The following is a 14,627-nucleotide window of genomic DNA, read 5'->3' as shown; positions in this document are numbered from 1 at the left end:
TACAGAAGTCTTTATAATAACCTACTTAAAAATATGTCTAATAACTCTAAAATTTCTTTAACATTTTTGTTGTCAAGCGCTTTTGCAATAATTTTTGCATATGTGCTAGAGTATTTTTTTAATATGCTGCCATGTAAACTATGTATATATGAGCGAGCAGTTTACTATATTACAGGATTACTTGCAGTAATGTATATGTTCAAAGACAGCAAAATACTAATCTATACAATGTTTTGTAGCTATCTTATAGGTGCAGCAATATCCTTTTATCACGTGGGCCTTGAGTTACATTTGTTTTATGATATTTTAGGTTGTACAGAGCAAATAGCAAGTGGTAATATTAACATAGAAGAGCTTAGAGATAAACTATTAAACCCTAATTATTCTCCATCCTGCAACAAGCCTTATTATGTTCTTGGTATTTCCTTAGCAACATGGAATCTTATTTACCTTACATTAACTCTATTCTTATTAAGAAGAATGTATTCTAAGAAAAGAAACATTAAAGCTTAACAGCAGTAATTTTATTGTCAATCTTACTAAAGAAACAGGAAGAAAGAAGAATAGAATGTTTTACTAGCAAAAAATTTTGTTTCCTTAATGAAGGAAGCTATTTAATATGTTTCAAATTGCCACAAATAAGCTTATTATGTGCCGCATAGCCTTGTTCTTTATATTATTAGTAATATTAGTGAACTGTAGTTTACAAAAACCTGCACCTGTGCTGCTTAAAGGTGAGGAGTTTTATGGGAAAAGAGATCTAGAGTATACAAGGGAATACCGTTTGACCAGAGGAGACATTGATTCTTCAGTAAAAGAAAATAAAAAAAACATTATAAGCAGGGTATACAGGAACAAAAATGATGTGCAAAGCATAAAAGCTAGTGCTGTAAATTGCAAATTCATAATGCCAATAAAAGGTACATTTGCTTCTTTTGATAAAGCATGTAAAGATGGAGTAAAAATTGTTGCACAAAATGGAACAAATGTGGTCGCTTCTGCACCTGGTAAAGTAATATATGTAGGCAAAGGGCTTAGGTGGTATGGGAATCTAATTATAGTGGAACACAAAGATAATTACATGACTATATATTCCTACTTGAAAAATATATATGTTGAAATAGGTGATAAGATACAACAGAGCCAGATTATTGGGTCTGCAGGAAAATTAGGCACACAAGACAAATATCCTCAAATGTGCTTTACAATAAGACATAACGGGCAAGCAATTGATCCTTTGGTACACACAGATTGCAATTGAGTTTTCATTTATATGAAATATGATTTCAAAAGTATAGAAAAATTTTACCAAGATAAGTGGAACTTTTCTGTAAGCAAGAATAGCAAAAAAAATAAATGTTACGTGCTAGAGATGTTTCCATATCCATCTGGTAAAATTCACATGGGCCATTTACGTAACTATACAATAGGAGATGTGATAGCTCGCTATAAGAGAGCTTGTGGATTTGAGGTTTTACATCCAATTGGATGGGATGCATTTGGATTACCAGCTGAAAATGCAGCAAAGGAAAACAATATTAACCCAGCAATTTGGACAAAAGAAAATATAGATAACATGCGTATGCAGCTAAAATCCATAGGTCTTTCTTACAACTGGGAGCGTGAACTGTCTACGTGTGAGTCTGATTATTATAAACATGAACAAAAATTTTTTTTGGACCTTTTAAAACATGGGCTTGCCTATCGAAAAGAGTCATGGGTTAATTGGGATCCAGTAGACCAGACAGTACTTGCAAATGAACAGGTTGTTGATGGGAAAGGATGGCGCTCTGGTGTAGTTGTTGAAAAACGTAAATTATCCCAGTGGTTTTTAAAAGTTACTGATTTTGCCGAAGATTTACTTAAGTACTTACAAAGTTTAAAAAGATGGCCTGAAAAAGTTAAAACAATGCAAGAACGCTGGATAGGAAAATATGAAGGGGTAACTATAGAGTTTGAAATAATTGGTTTGAATAAGGGATTAAAGGTCTTTACAACTTGCCCTCATACTTTGTTTGGTGCCTCTTTTTGTGCAGTAGCTGCAGAGCATTTTATTGTACAGAATTTTAAGAATAAAGAAATACAGGGATTTATTAATAATATAAAAAAAAATGAAAAAAATGATGAAAGGACTGGAGTTTACACTGGATTAAACGTAAAACATCCATTTCTGGATAAGGAATTACCACTCTATGTAGCAAATTTCGTGTTAATGGAACACGGAGAAGGTGCAATTTTTGGATGTCCTGCACACAATCAGCGTGATTTTGAATTTGCACAAAAATATGATCTACCAATTATTCCTGTAATTCATAAAAATGGAGTACAAACTACAGGGATATTAAAAGAAGCATATGTTAGTGATGGAGTGATATTTAATTCTGAATTCTTAAATGGGTTAACAGCCAGTAAAGCAAAAGAGGTAGCTACCAAGAAGCTTGAAGAGAAAGGAATAGGCAAAAAAACAGTAAAATACCGCTTACATGACTGGGGGATTTCAAGGCAACGTTATTGGGGATGTCCTATACCTATCATATATTGTAAAGATTGTGGCATTGTCCCAGTACCAGAAAAAAACCTTCCTGTAATTCTGCCAACAGAAGTAGAATTTACAAGTGGAGGGAATCCACTAGATAAACATCCAACATGGAAATTTGTTAACTGCCCAAAATGCGGAGAGCAAGCAAAGCGTGAAACTGACACATTTGATACCTTTTTTGAATCTTCTTGGTATTTTGCTGCATTTTGTAGTGAAGACAAATCTATTAATAAAGATGCATGTAATCACTTTATGCCTGTCGATTATTACATAGGTGGAATAGAACATGCAATCTTGCACCTGCTTTATTCACGATTTTTCTGCCATGCTTTAACTAGATGTGGTTATCTTGATGTTAAGGAACCTTTCTCTACTTTAATCACCCAAGGAATGGTTTGTCATAGAACTTACAAAGATGAAAACGGTAAGTTACTTTTTCCTGAAGAAGCAAAAAAACTAGCAGATCTAGGTTTTAAGATTCTGGTTGGTAAGGCAGAGAAAATGAGCAAGTCAAAAAAGAACACAGTTGACCCAAATTTTATTATCGAAAAATATGGTGCAGATACTACTCGCTTATTTGTATTGTCTGACACTCCTCCAGAAAAAGACATAGAATGGTCATGTGATGGCATAGAAGGATGTTTCCGTTATCGGAATAAATTATGGCATATGGTAATGCAATTAAAACCTATTAACATTCAAAATCAATTTCACAACATCCAACTAGTTGAAACTGAGACAAAAAGAGAAGATGTATTATTACATGCTAAAATGACACCAGGCAAAAATGTTACAGGTAAACTTTTAAAATACAGAAAGAAAATTCATAGACTCTTATACGGAATTACAGATGACTTAGAAAATTGCAGATTAAATTGTGCAGTAGCAAAATTTCGTGAGATGACAAATCTAATATCTGAAATAGATGTAAAAAATGGGAAATGCCTCATTGATGAAGGAATATGTATACTAATCAGGGTAATTGAACCGGTTATGCCACACTTAGCAGAAAGTCTATGGCAAGAAATAGGGGGTAAAGGTATGCTATACCTACAGCCTTGGCCAAAAGCTGTTAAGTCACTACTGATTGATGATGTAGTAACTGTAGCAGTGCAAATCAATGGAAAATTGAGTGCAACAATTGAGGTACCAACCAACTTGTCTAAAGATGAATTAAAGAAAATAGCAATAAGCTTTGTATCTAATAAAATTGATCAGAATAAAGTTCAGGACATATATACTGTACCAAACAAGATAGTAAATATAGTTGTAAAGGAATTTACTTAGACATATATCACGATCAATACTCCTTTTTAAAGGATTAGTTGTTATTTTCCTGCACAAGATGTTATATCCTAATTAGCTATTCTTCTCACTTTATTTTTAGCAGCATTATTAATGATAGATAAGTTATCTAAGGAGTCAAACACTAGGTAAATCAAACTTTGAAGCTGAAGAGTAGTTCTTTATTGCGAAATCTACTAGCCTTTGTATTAGTAGTTAGTTATAAAAAGAAAGTTAATTTTAATTTTTAAGCGATATTTCAATACCTAAGTCTTTCAACAAGCTGATCCACTTAACTATTTTTAATTACAAATGACACAGTGAAACTATGAGTGGAATTGTAGAGTTTCACTTATTCGTACTAATGAAGCAGATAATGGAAAAAAGACTATAAAAGTGCATCTTTAGTGAAGAAGATATTAAACTCTACCTCTGTAACATTGAAGTTTAGTACTGATTTACGAAATCACCCTACAACAGTTAGTGTAGGTCAGAATTACAGTAAAAGTTAAATGAATCTCACTACCTATAAAAATAGTGGAATAATTTTTCCTAAAAAGCGAGGAGAAATTTATAATGTTTCTTATGATTAAGATATGGAAAAACTAATATAAATCTAAACTTAAACAGTAGATATTTTAAAATATGTTCATAACTTAGCAAGCACAAGAATATTAACGCTGCATGTGACATATAATAAACTGCTAATCTTCTAGTCAGATTTTATTAAAAGGCCAGGCTTTAACAGTATATATGACATGATCTAAAATTGACATTATAAAAGCTGTAAGAGCATATTTTACTCATCTGAAAAACTATCTTAATAAACCAGCATGACCTTTACCTGCCATAGATAGAGCTTAAAATATAATGTGAGATTAAGCATAAATGAAGTTATGCAGACTTAGCTATACCTTAACACCATCTACATAAACATAATAAATATTTCAAGAACCAAATAACAAGAATGTCAGATCAGCTATAACGTAAGTTCCACATTGTTCTTTTGAGATTATTCTATCTTTAGCTTTGCTTTGGAATATACCTTTTTTAGCTAATATAAAGCTTCTTACCTTACTTAATAAGGGGATTGAACTCTCAGTTATCTGCTATTCTATATAGTATTAAAAAGCTCTATTTACCAATAGAAGTTTCTTCTGTTCACCTTATGCCTTACCTAATACGTGCCGGCTGTCAAACTTGAACTGACAACCTACTGATTACAAGTCAGTTGCTCTACCAATTGAGCTAAGCCGGCATCTGTTATATAGATACAATTATTAACGGATTTTCGTCAACTAATTTCTCAAACTATCAAAATACTGCAAGTTAAAATAACATGAGAAAGTTCCTGCTAAAATAGCTAGATCTAAGTATAAAACTATATTTATCAAAAAAAGTAATAAGAATAATTATTTTTAGCCTGTAGTTAAAAAAAACTCTAATACTACAAAAGTTAGTCTTTGTGCAGTAGCTTACAAGTATGATGTATTCTGGTAATATAATTAAGTTCTTTAATGGTCATAGAAATATATAACAATGAATACCATATACCCCAAAGTCTAATTAGACTCATGATCTAAGTTGTATAATCTTAAATAAAAAGATGTAAGGGAATATTTCTTACCTATACCAAAATATTCTCTAGAAAATCTATATAAATCAAATTAACTTGACTTGGTTATGAAAGTAATAACTTTATTTAAATGTAAATTTATAGCCAAGAATACAGAAAACATTCAATCTATCATACATAATATGTAAGAATCTTAATCCTGAAATAAAGTAGTAAAAACACTCTATAGTACATAGTATTTTGTTGACTACACCTCATAGGATCTATACCATAATTTCTGATATAGTTTAAATCTTTATAAAAATGGTATTAAATCCGCTAGAACAATTTAAAATATATACAATAATAGAGTTACCAAAATTATTTGGATATAACATAAATTTTACCAACTCATCTTTCTTTATGATGATTTCAGTAGTGTCAGTTATACTTTTTTTACTATTCGGAGTAAGACAAAAATCAATAATGCCAGGACATTTACAGGCTGTAATTGAATATATATATGATTTTGTTATTTCAATAATAGAAAATAACACTGGAAGCAAAGGCTTAAAGCATATTCCATTAATATTCACAGTATTTGTTTTTACTTTATCTTGTAATTTAGTTGGTATCCTCCCATACTGTTTTACAGTTACAAGCCACATAATAGTTACTTTCGCTTTATCAATAGTAGTTTTCACCTATACAACTGTTGTTGGGTTCAAGGAAAGAGGAATAAGGTTTTTGCATATATTATTGCCAAAAGGTACTCCGTTATGGCTTGCTCCAATGATGGTTCTTATAAAGATCTTTGCTTACCTTGCAAGACCCATAAGTTTATCAATTAGGCTTGCTGCAAACATGATTGCAGGCCATACAATTATTAAGGTAATAGCAGGATTTGTTATGAATATGCATTTAACCTTAGCCCCTATACCATTTTTATTCATAGTAGCCCTAATAGGATTTGAAGTGTTTGTTGCGATTTTGCAAGCTTACATATTCACTTCTTTAACATGTGTGTACTTATCAGATGCAGTAAAGTAATTGACTTTGTCTACAGGGTATTTTATAATTAATCCTGTTAAGGAAATAGTTAAGGTAATATATGGATTTGGTAGCTTTAAAATTTATAGCAATTGGATTAAGTGTACTTGGTATGCTTGGAGCTGGTACTGGTGTAGCAAATATATTTTCTACCATGCTAAGTGGTCTTGCTAGAAATCCTGAGTCAGAAGATAAGATGAAAAAATATGTCTATACAGGAGCAGCTTTAGTTGAAGCAATGGGATTATTTGCATTTCTGCTTGCATTACTATTGATATTTGTTGTTTAGTGTATGCCACAACTAGATATTTCAACTTTTCCCTCTCAAGTTTTTTGGTTTTTAATTTTTTTCTTTCTGCTCTTTTTTATAGTAAGTTACTTATTTTTACCAAAGTTGGATAAGATAATAAACATCAGAAGCAAGAGAGTGTTAGACTCTTTTAGTAGTTCTATTCATCTTTTGAGACTTATAGAAAATCAGGCTATTAGGTATAACTTAGCTTTAAATGAAGCTAGAGCACAAGCAAAAAAGGTTATAGCTGATGCACTTACCCAAGTAGAAAAAATGAAGGTAAGTGTGAAAAATACTATAAAAGAGGAAGATGAAAAAACTAATAATCTTATTAAAGAAAAAGTAGAAGAATTTAAACTTGAGAATACTGATGAATTAAAGCAAATAGCTACTGATATTGCATTAATTTACTACAATAAATTGACTAATTCAAAAATTGAAAAAGAATTTGTTGCTAATTTGATATTCAAAGAATCTTAGGGGTCTTTATGTCTACATCAATGATAGTCAGTCTTGCTTTTTTAGTAGGCTTTGCTCTTTCATATAGGTTATTAAAAAAATTAATAAAAGATACCATTAATAAAAAGCTTAATAAAAGTAAGTTTACAAACCAAGAGGTTGAAAAATTTAAAATGGATATGTTGGAATATTATAAAAAATCTTCTGAAAAATATAAAAAACTAGACGAAGAAATTAATAGAACAATGAATGAAGCACTTGACAAAGCTAATAAGATTATAAAGTACAACAGACAACAACTAGATCAAACGTTAAGTAAGAATGCTAGCATCCACTTAAAGAGAGTGAGTGATCAAGTTGAAAAAGCAATTGGAGATTTACAAGCTAACACAGCAAGCATAGCTGCTGACACTGTAAAAAAAATAATGCAAATGCACCAAGATGATAAGCGTAGTAGCGAGATTATATCTTCACTTTCACGGGATCTAAATAAAAAACTACATTAAATGTAATGCAATAATTTTTAGCTAGTGAATAAAAAGACTCGTTTTAGTTTCATTTTTCCATTAATTTAATACTACTTCTCTATACCTTTAGAATACAAATCAAGATACCATCTTTTTAGATCAAAGCTCTAGCTACAGAAGTGAAAATATTAACGAAGGGTTGACATACATGGGTCAGACTCCCTGAACTCACATTTAGTATTTAAAATCTACACCAACTATTTAATATAAGAACCACAACCTTTTAATTAGAAGTGTTAGGGCAAGTAGTCTTCCAGCTTCTTCTTTAATTATGATTTAAATTTCAACTCTGACAAGAAGCATACATATTTTGCTTTAGTATTTCCATTTAGTTGAATATTTTAATGACTTATCTAAACTCATAATTATAACTCCCATCTTAATATGGGACTCCATATAAAAATAGATTAAATAAACGACCGAAGAAATTTTTCTTACGTGTACCAGGCTTTATTGCCTGCTATTAAAAGAGAGCAAACGATAAAATACATGACTGGAAACATTGAAAACTTAGTTTCTTTGGTTAGAACTAGGCATCAAACTTCAATAGAAAAGCATACTTAGGAAATATGCCGAAATATAAAAAGAATATACTTTGCCATATAAAAGTAATGAAAGGAAAATCATGCAATTATGACATAAACTTTTCTAGAAAAACGGCAGTAATCCATAACATCAACACAAGCTTGGTCAATTACAATTGGAAAAATCATTTATTAATTAAATTTTAATGATAATCACAAATTATCCTTATGTAGGTTTAATCAAATTATTACAATCATAATTGTTGACTCCTTATAAAAATCTTCCCCCCCATTGGAAAATGGACTAATTCAATATTCATTGCTTGGATTATAAAAAATGAACATGACACAACTTAGTCAGTAGCATTAATTACTCATGGGGGAATTTGATGGGAAAATATCTTTTAATATCTTTTAGGTAATAACATTATAGGAGATGCTAACTAAGCTTAAAAACCTGTAAAAACAGGATATAGAATTAGGTGACTAGTTCAGTAATATACAATTTAGATTTTTAAGAAAATACATAAATCTTAAATGCTTTTATTTCTTGCTCTATAAGGAAATTTGTTTTTATTGAGAAATCATGACTTTTATGCTTTAGTTGCTTAAATATCTGTGCTATGTTGGATATAGCTTAACTGTTACTGGAAATGCTAAGGTCAAGTTTTAATAGAGAGAAAAGATCGGTAATTGCCAGTTTACTGTTTTTAATAATTTTTGTATAAAACAATGTTTCCTTTAGTGTACTACATCGATTGCTTTTTCTGTGGAAATGGTTAGATGATTTCTATAATTACTATTTCCCGCATTGCCTATTCATCTTGTAAGTAATGATTAGTTTTTGCTGAATCAGGTCTCAAGCTCATTAGTAAAATTTCCTCATTTGCTAAAAAATAAGCTATATACTGTTGTTGTAATTACCTCGTCTCTTAATTATTAATCGACAATTCAACATGTTCCTAGAGTGTTAAGACAAACTGAATTATAGTAAGAATAGCCTTAACTCTAATTTCTCTATTCCGGTTTCTTCCCATGTGTGTTGACCCGTATGACTTCTTATTATTGCAAACCTTACTCAATTATTTTAAAGCTTTATCATCACCTGAAATGATCTAATCTAATATTAATTAGCACTTGAATTATGGTAACATAAAAATGGACTTGAACTTCTTGTTAGTCTCGTGTACATACAATATGTAATTATATATTGCTCTATGACACATTTTGTTACAGATAAATGTATAAAATGTAAATATACAGATTGTGTGGAAGTGTGTCCTGTTGATTGTTTCTATGAAGGCAAAAATATGCTTGTGATTAATCCAGATGAATGTATTGATTGCGGAGTATGTATACCTGAATGTCCAGTGGATGCAATTGTGACTGATGATTCTATAAAAGACATTTTAGGATTAGATGAAAATTTGCTGAGTAGCGAACAAAAGAATTTTAAGTTGTTTTATGATATAAATGAAAAATATTCACGGAGATGGCCAAGTATTACTGCTAAAAAACAACCTTTAAATACTGCAGAAGAGTGTAAGGAAAGAGAAGGTAAGATAGCTTATTTTGATGAAAATCTAGAGTAATTCTCTTTAGAAGAAAGCTTATCTTGGTATCCATATCTTCTTTATATTTCTCACAGCATACAGTACTGATCATTTTAAATGCTTCTACTAATTATGCTACTATGATTTACTGTATTATCATGACATGGTAAGCATTTTTATATAGTAGGGTCTAAGTCTGGAAGTAACTAGATCTTTCCTTTAGAAGTAGTTCTGAAATAAGAAATAATCCTAAATATTAAAGCAATCATCAAAAAATCAATTTTGCGCATCCCACATATAAGAGACCATAAATACTATTTATCTACAACATTACTGAAAATCTTGCACATCTCCTTATAACTATGTTGTAATGAAAAGAAATTTCCTTAGCCTTACTGCTTCGTGAATAACATATTATATTAGTTTAGTTAGAACAATATAAATAAAAAATTAGAAAACTTAGATATCATAAAATCAAATACATAGCATCAAAAGCTTTAACAAAAATCAGATTTAATTAAGTTCTAAAGCTTTATGAAAATTGTTGCTCTTACATATATCATATGCAAGTACCTAAAAATGCTACCAGTAAAGTTAGTGATTAGAGCACCATTAAGTAAATTACAATTATCAAATTCTGACTATTTTTAATCCTATTAATAATATATTAATTCTAACACTAAAGTATTAGCTAACACAAGCAGTTTTTTGTGATAGACTTACAAAAGAGTTGCATTAATAATGCTTTAAACTAATTTTCTTCTACTTGCAAGGGGTATATGTAGCTATAATTAATGTATCATTCTAAGAATGTTATGCATATAACTATAGCAATTCTGATCGGTGGATTTTCCAGTGAGAGAGAAGTATCACTAATGACTGGGAAAGCAGTGAAGAAAGCACTTGACCGCCTTTCATACAAAGCAATAGAAGTAGATGTCGATGGCAATATTACTGAAAAGCTAAAAAAGATTAATCCTCATCTTGCTTTTATCGCTTTACATGGACCTTATGGTGAAGATGGCTGTATTCAAGGTCTATTAGAAATCCTAGGTATAAAATATACACATTCCGGAGTAATGGCTTCCGCTGTTGCTATGAACAAAGTGATGTCTAAGCACATATTTCATTATCTCGGTATTAATACACCAAAAGGATACATAATTAGCCAAAAAGATATACTAAAAAACAATATTAAAATTGATTACCCATATGTCTTAAAACCAATCAATGAAGGGTCAAGCATAGGTGTACATATAATTCTCTCATACGAGGATTATCTAACCCTGAAATATAGTGATACTGTTACCATTGGGAAAATGATCATAGAAGAATATGTTCCAGGTGTAGAATTGCAAACTGCTGTATTGTTAGATGAAGCAATTGGCACTATGGAAATACGACCAAAAAATAAATTTTATGACTATAAAGCAAAGTATACAAGTGGATTTACAGAATATATATTTCCTGCAGAAATTCCTGATCACATATACAAAATGACTCTAGAATACGCATTGAGAATTCATCGATTTTTAGAATGCAGAACTGTCTCCCGCTCAGATTTCCGCTATGATCCTAAAAATAAAGCATTAAAAATGCTCGAGATTAACACACACCCAGGCCTTACTGAATCATCATTAGTTCCTAAAATTGCAGAGTTAGCAAAAGGAATTAGTTTTAACAAATTAATTCAAATCATCGTTGAATCAGCTCAAAAATATTAGAAGTGAATTGAATGTTGAGCAATGTTACTAAAAGCGAAATTTTTTTACATGAAGTGTATTCTGTTACTTATAATAGCGTTTTCTCTTACAGCAGCACTTCATAGCTCGTTTAATAAAATTACAAACCAACTTAATTATTACCTTACTTGGTACAACAACTACTTATATACTCTACTAAGTAATGTATTTTCAATTGACAAGGTAGCTATTACAGGTAACAAATTTACAAATGAGAAAGATATTTTAAACTTAATAAATAAAGCACAACCAATTATATATATATCACTCTCAAATCTTGCTAATGACATACAGTCCCAAAACAAATGGATAAAATATGTGAGAATTTATAGAATTTTGCCTAATACACTACATATTAATGTACATGAACATAAGCTTCTTACTCCTTGGGGTAACAATGATAAAACTTTAGTAATTGACCATGAAGGAAAATTAATTGTAAATAGTCACTCGATAGATAAGCTCATTGTAATCACAGGATAAAACTCGTCATCAGACTTAAGACTCATTGAATATATCTCGTAGAAAAACTCAATTAAGCAACCATATTTTTTCTTGTTTATATTAGGAAATAGGAGATAGTATATTATACTTGATAACGGATCCAAAGCAAAATTACCTGAAGTAACACCTAATATAGTGCGGATTATCTGAACTACTTAAAAAGTACAGCCGATTTCAGCTTTAGAGACTGAGCATAATTGATATCGTATTACAGATAAAATCTTTATTGAAGAATAATGTTTTTGTAACTTATTTTTATCATCTCAACATCCTTATCATTCTTGTTCCCAAATATCTAACGCTAAGATCTAGAAAATACCCATATCTTCATATTCTGAATAACATCACTTTTATAAAAAAGTACTCTTTTACTAATTGAAGCCAACTATAAAGTCTCAAGAAAATTATAAAAAGCAACATATTAGATATCCTTATCATTAATTAATTATGTATTATTATCTTATGATATCTTAAAAATACTTCATAGTGTGAAACATGTAAGAATAAATAAGGCTATAAAAGCAAATATAACAAAAACTAACTATAAAGATACCAACTACTCAATCTAACACATTACTTAGTCAAACGATTTAAGATAGATAACTAAATACCTTACTACATATTATTATAAGTATGGTAGATTGATAAAGTTAGACAAACAGTTTTTATTGAATTTACAATGCAATAAAATTATGAGAAATCTATTAAGGCAAAAACATAAGATCCCTAGAATCTGGAAATCTAATATTTAGCTGTGAAAACAGATACTTATTAAAAAAATACCCTGTAATCTTTAGTCCTGATTGAAATTCCTGATATGAGTAATTACTTTGTAAGTTATTATTATATATATCATACAATATTTGAGGAAAAGGTAGTAGTTTATCCGCATAGTAACCACCTACTTCTTTTGATACTGCTCTACCGGTTTTTGGAGAAATAAACTGTAAATTTTCTTTATTGCCTGTTACTGCGCATTTTGACAGATCTAGCTTAAACCCAAGTTGTGTAAGAAGTAAAAGCTCTAAATTAAGATAATGTGCTTGCCAAGATCTATTGTTATGTTTGATTACGTTAAAAAAATATCGAAGGTTATCATAAAGCACAATACATGGTTCTCCCTCTGGAAATACTTTCTCTAAAATAGAGAAAAAAGAGGTAATAGCAATACCTTTCAACCTGTCTTGGAGGAAGTGATGGAGCATAGATTCAATCAGCTCACACTTAAAAAATCCCAAGTTTTCAGGTAATTTAGCGCTCCATTCTGCACACAAAAGGTTGGTTATTTGAAATTTATAATTGCCATTATGTACTACTCTAGTTATTCCCTTGCACTTTCCATGATTTTTTGTGAACAAAGAAAGAGTCAAGTTTTTATCACCGTACTTTTTAGTAGATAAAATAATAGCTTCATCTTTCCATCTCATTAGAGTAATTAATTTAATTATATTAACTGTGAACAGTATACGAAGTGAAACAAGTACAGCAAAAATTATATTCAATCTTAGAAATGTCATCAAGAAAAGCTTAGATTAAGAAGTTCCTATCTTCTTCTTATGCTTCCTATTAAGTAAATTCTACCTAAACTTTAAAAAGCTCACGAAATCTAAGTTTTATGTTAGGTAGGAATTATAGAAGTTGAATTAATATATAAATAATGTTTATCTTTATGTTGACTATTAATATCAATCATTTTATGCTTAAGGCTTAAGTTATTTCAATGAGCTTGAGTTTTTATATGCCTACAATAAATCAGCTAATACGCAAGGGCAGATTAAGGTTACTTTGTAAAAAAAAGGTACCTGCTTTAGGAAAGAGTAACCCTCAGAGAAGAGGTGTTTGTACTAAGGTATACACTACAACTCCTAGGAAGCCTAACTCAGCACTACGTAAAGTAGCTAGGGTGAGAATTAGTGGTTATGGTGAAGTAACAGCTTACATACCTGGTGAAGGCCATAATTTACAGGAACACTCAGTTGTCCTAATACGAGGTGGACGAGTTAAGGACTTACCTGGTGTACGTTACCACATAATAAGGGGCACTCTTGATCTTCGTGGTGTACAAAATAGAAAAAAGGCTCGTTCAAAATATGGGGTAAAAAAATCTGATTAAAATTTATGGCTCGCAGGAACAAAGCAAAAAAGAGAGAGATAAATCCTGATTCACGTTATGGTAGTGTCTTACTAATGCGTTTCATTAATGTAATTATGAAATGTGGTAAAAAGTCTATTGCAGAAAAAATTGTCTATGGTGCTTTATCTTCAGCTGAAAAGAAAATAAATGAAAGTGGGGTATCAATTTTTGAAACTGCAGTAGAAAATGTTACACCTTCTATAGAAGTTCGCCCTCGTCGTATTGGAGGTGCAACATATCAAGTGCCAGTTGAAGTTAGAAAGGATAGAGCAGTCTCTTTAGCATTAAGATGGATTGCTGGAGCTGCTTCTGCAGCCAGAAAAAAAAGTGGGAAAACTTCTGCTGATTGTCTGCAAGCTGAAATAATAGATGCTTATAACAAACGAGGGGGAGCATTTAAGATATATGAAGAAAAATATAAAATGGCTGAGGCTAATAAAGCTTTTTCTCATCTTAACTTTTAA

12 protein-coding genes, 1 tRNA gene and 1 pseudogene are annotated in these 14,627 nt (G+C 30.6%); 12 read left to right on the top strand and 2 right to left on the bottom strand.

The genetic code is table 11. The features are described from left to right. The first annotated feature begins 33 nt into the window (after nt 1-33). The 3 genes from GOY13_RS03130 (at nt 34) to leuS (ending at nt 3,826) form a co-directional block, all read left to right on the top strand. Nucleotides 34-513 (top strand): disulfide bond formation protein B, encoded by a 480-nt coding sequence (locus tag GOY13_RS03130; RefSeq protein WP_175814346.1) that lies wholly within the window; start codon nt 34-36, stop codon nt 511-513. A gap of 136 nt (nt 514-649) precedes the next feature. Next, a complete protein-coding gene (locus GOY13_RS03125) occupies nt 650-1,261 on the top strand; it encodes a murein hydrolase activator EnvC family protein (RefSeq protein WP_175814445.1) in 612 nt (203 codons plus the stop codon). 12 nt (nt 1,262-1,273) lie between these two features. Further along, on the top strand, nt 1,274-3,826 hold the full coding sequence (gene leuS / locus GOY13_RS03120; protein ID WP_175814345.1) for a leucine--tRNA ligase: 2,553 nt from the start codon (nt 1,274-1,276) through the stop codon (nt 3,824-3,826). Between the two features lie 1,182 nt (nt 3,827-5,008). On the opposite strand, the gene GOY13_RS03115 is transcribed toward leuS, so the two are convergent. Then, nucleotides 5,009-5,081: transfer RNA gene (locus GOY13_RS03115), tRNA-Thr, on the bottom strand. A 621-nt stretch (nt 5,082-5,702) separates the two neighbouring features. Between GOY13_RS03115 and GOY13_RS03110 the strand changes: the two genes are divergently transcribed. The 7 genes and pseudogenes from GOY13_RS03110 to GOY13_RS03080 all read left to right on the top strand — a co-directional run bounded on the left by GOY13_RS03110 (nt 5,703) and on the right by GOY13_RS03080 (nt 12,008). After that, on the top strand, nt 5,703-6,428 hold the full coding sequence (locus tag GOY13_RS03110) for a F0F1 ATP synthase subunit A (protein ID WP_175814344.1): 726 nt from the start codon (nt 5,703-5,705) through the stop codon (nt 6,426-6,428). A 61-nt stretch (nt 6,429-6,489) separates the two neighbouring features. After that, nucleotides 6,490-6,717, top strand: a complete 228-nt coding sequence (locus tag GOY13_RS03105; RefSeq protein WP_175814343.1) for a F0F1 ATP synthase subunit C — start codon at nt 6,490-6,492, stop codon at nt 6,715-6,717. A gap of 3 nt (nt 6,718-6,720) precedes the next feature. Continuing rightward, nucleotides 6,721-7,200: a F0F1 ATP synthase subunit B family protein gene (locus tag GOY13_RS03100; RefSeq protein WP_175814342.1), complete on the top strand. Its 480-nt coding sequence runs from the start codon at nt 6,721-6,723 to the stop codon at nt 7,198-7,200. A gap of 8 nt (nt 7,201-7,208) precedes the next feature. Beyond that, the gene (locus GOY13_RS03095; protein ID WP_175814341.1) at nt 7,209-7,685 is read left to right on the top strand and encodes a hypothetical protein; all 477 of its coding nucleotides are present in this window, start codon (nt 7,209-7,211) and stop codon (nt 7,683-7,685) included. 1,762 nt (nt 7,686-9,447) lie between these two features. Further along, entirely contained in the window at nt 9,448-9,822 is a 375-nt protein-coding gene (locus GOY13_RS03090) for a ferredoxin family protein (RefSeq protein WP_175814340.1), read from the top strand. A 776-nt stretch (nt 9,823-10,598) separates the two neighbouring features. Further along, nucleotides 10,599-11,538, top strand: a pseudogene (locus GOY13_RS03085) (D-alanine--D-alanine ligase). 17 nt (nt 11,539-11,555) lie between these two features. After that, entirely contained in the window at nt 11,556-12,008 is a 453-nt protein-coding gene (locus tag GOY13_RS03080; RefSeq protein WP_246214298.1) for a cell division protein FtsQ/DivIB, read from the top strand. A 725-nt stretch (nt 12,009-12,733) separates the two neighbouring features. On the opposite strand, the gene recO is transcribed toward GOY13_RS03080, so the two are convergent. After that, complete coding sequence (gene recO, locus GOY13_RS03075) at nt 12,734-13,456, bottom strand: DNA repair protein RecO (protein WP_175814444.1); 723 nt, start codon at nt 13,454-13,456, stop codon at nt 12,734-12,736. Nucleotides 13,457-13,767: 311 nt separating this feature from the next. Between recO and rpsL the strand changes: the two genes are divergently transcribed. Both rpsL and rpsG read left to right on the top strand, forming a co-directional pair. After that, a complete protein-coding gene (gene rpsL / locus GOY13_RS03070; protein WP_175814339.1) occupies nt 13,768-14,142 on the top strand; it encodes a 30S ribosomal protein S12 in 375 nt (124 codons plus the stop codon). A 5-nt stretch (nt 14,143-14,147) separates the two neighbouring features. Continuing rightward, nucleotides 14,148-14,627, top strand: a complete 480-nt coding sequence (gene rpsG, locus GOY13_RS03065; protein ID WP_175814338.1) for a 30S ribosomal protein S7 — start codon at nt 14,148-14,150, stop codon at nt 14,625-14,627.

It is taken from the genome of Wolbachia endosymbiont of Cruorifilaria tuberocauda (assembly GCF_013365475.1).
Taxonomy (GTDB): domain Bacteria; phylum Pseudomonadota; class Alphaproteobacteria; order Rickettsiales; family Anaplasmataceae; genus Wolbachia.
The sequence above is the reverse complement of the archived record's forward strand: the minus strand, read 5'-3'. Positions and strand labels throughout refer to the sequence as shown.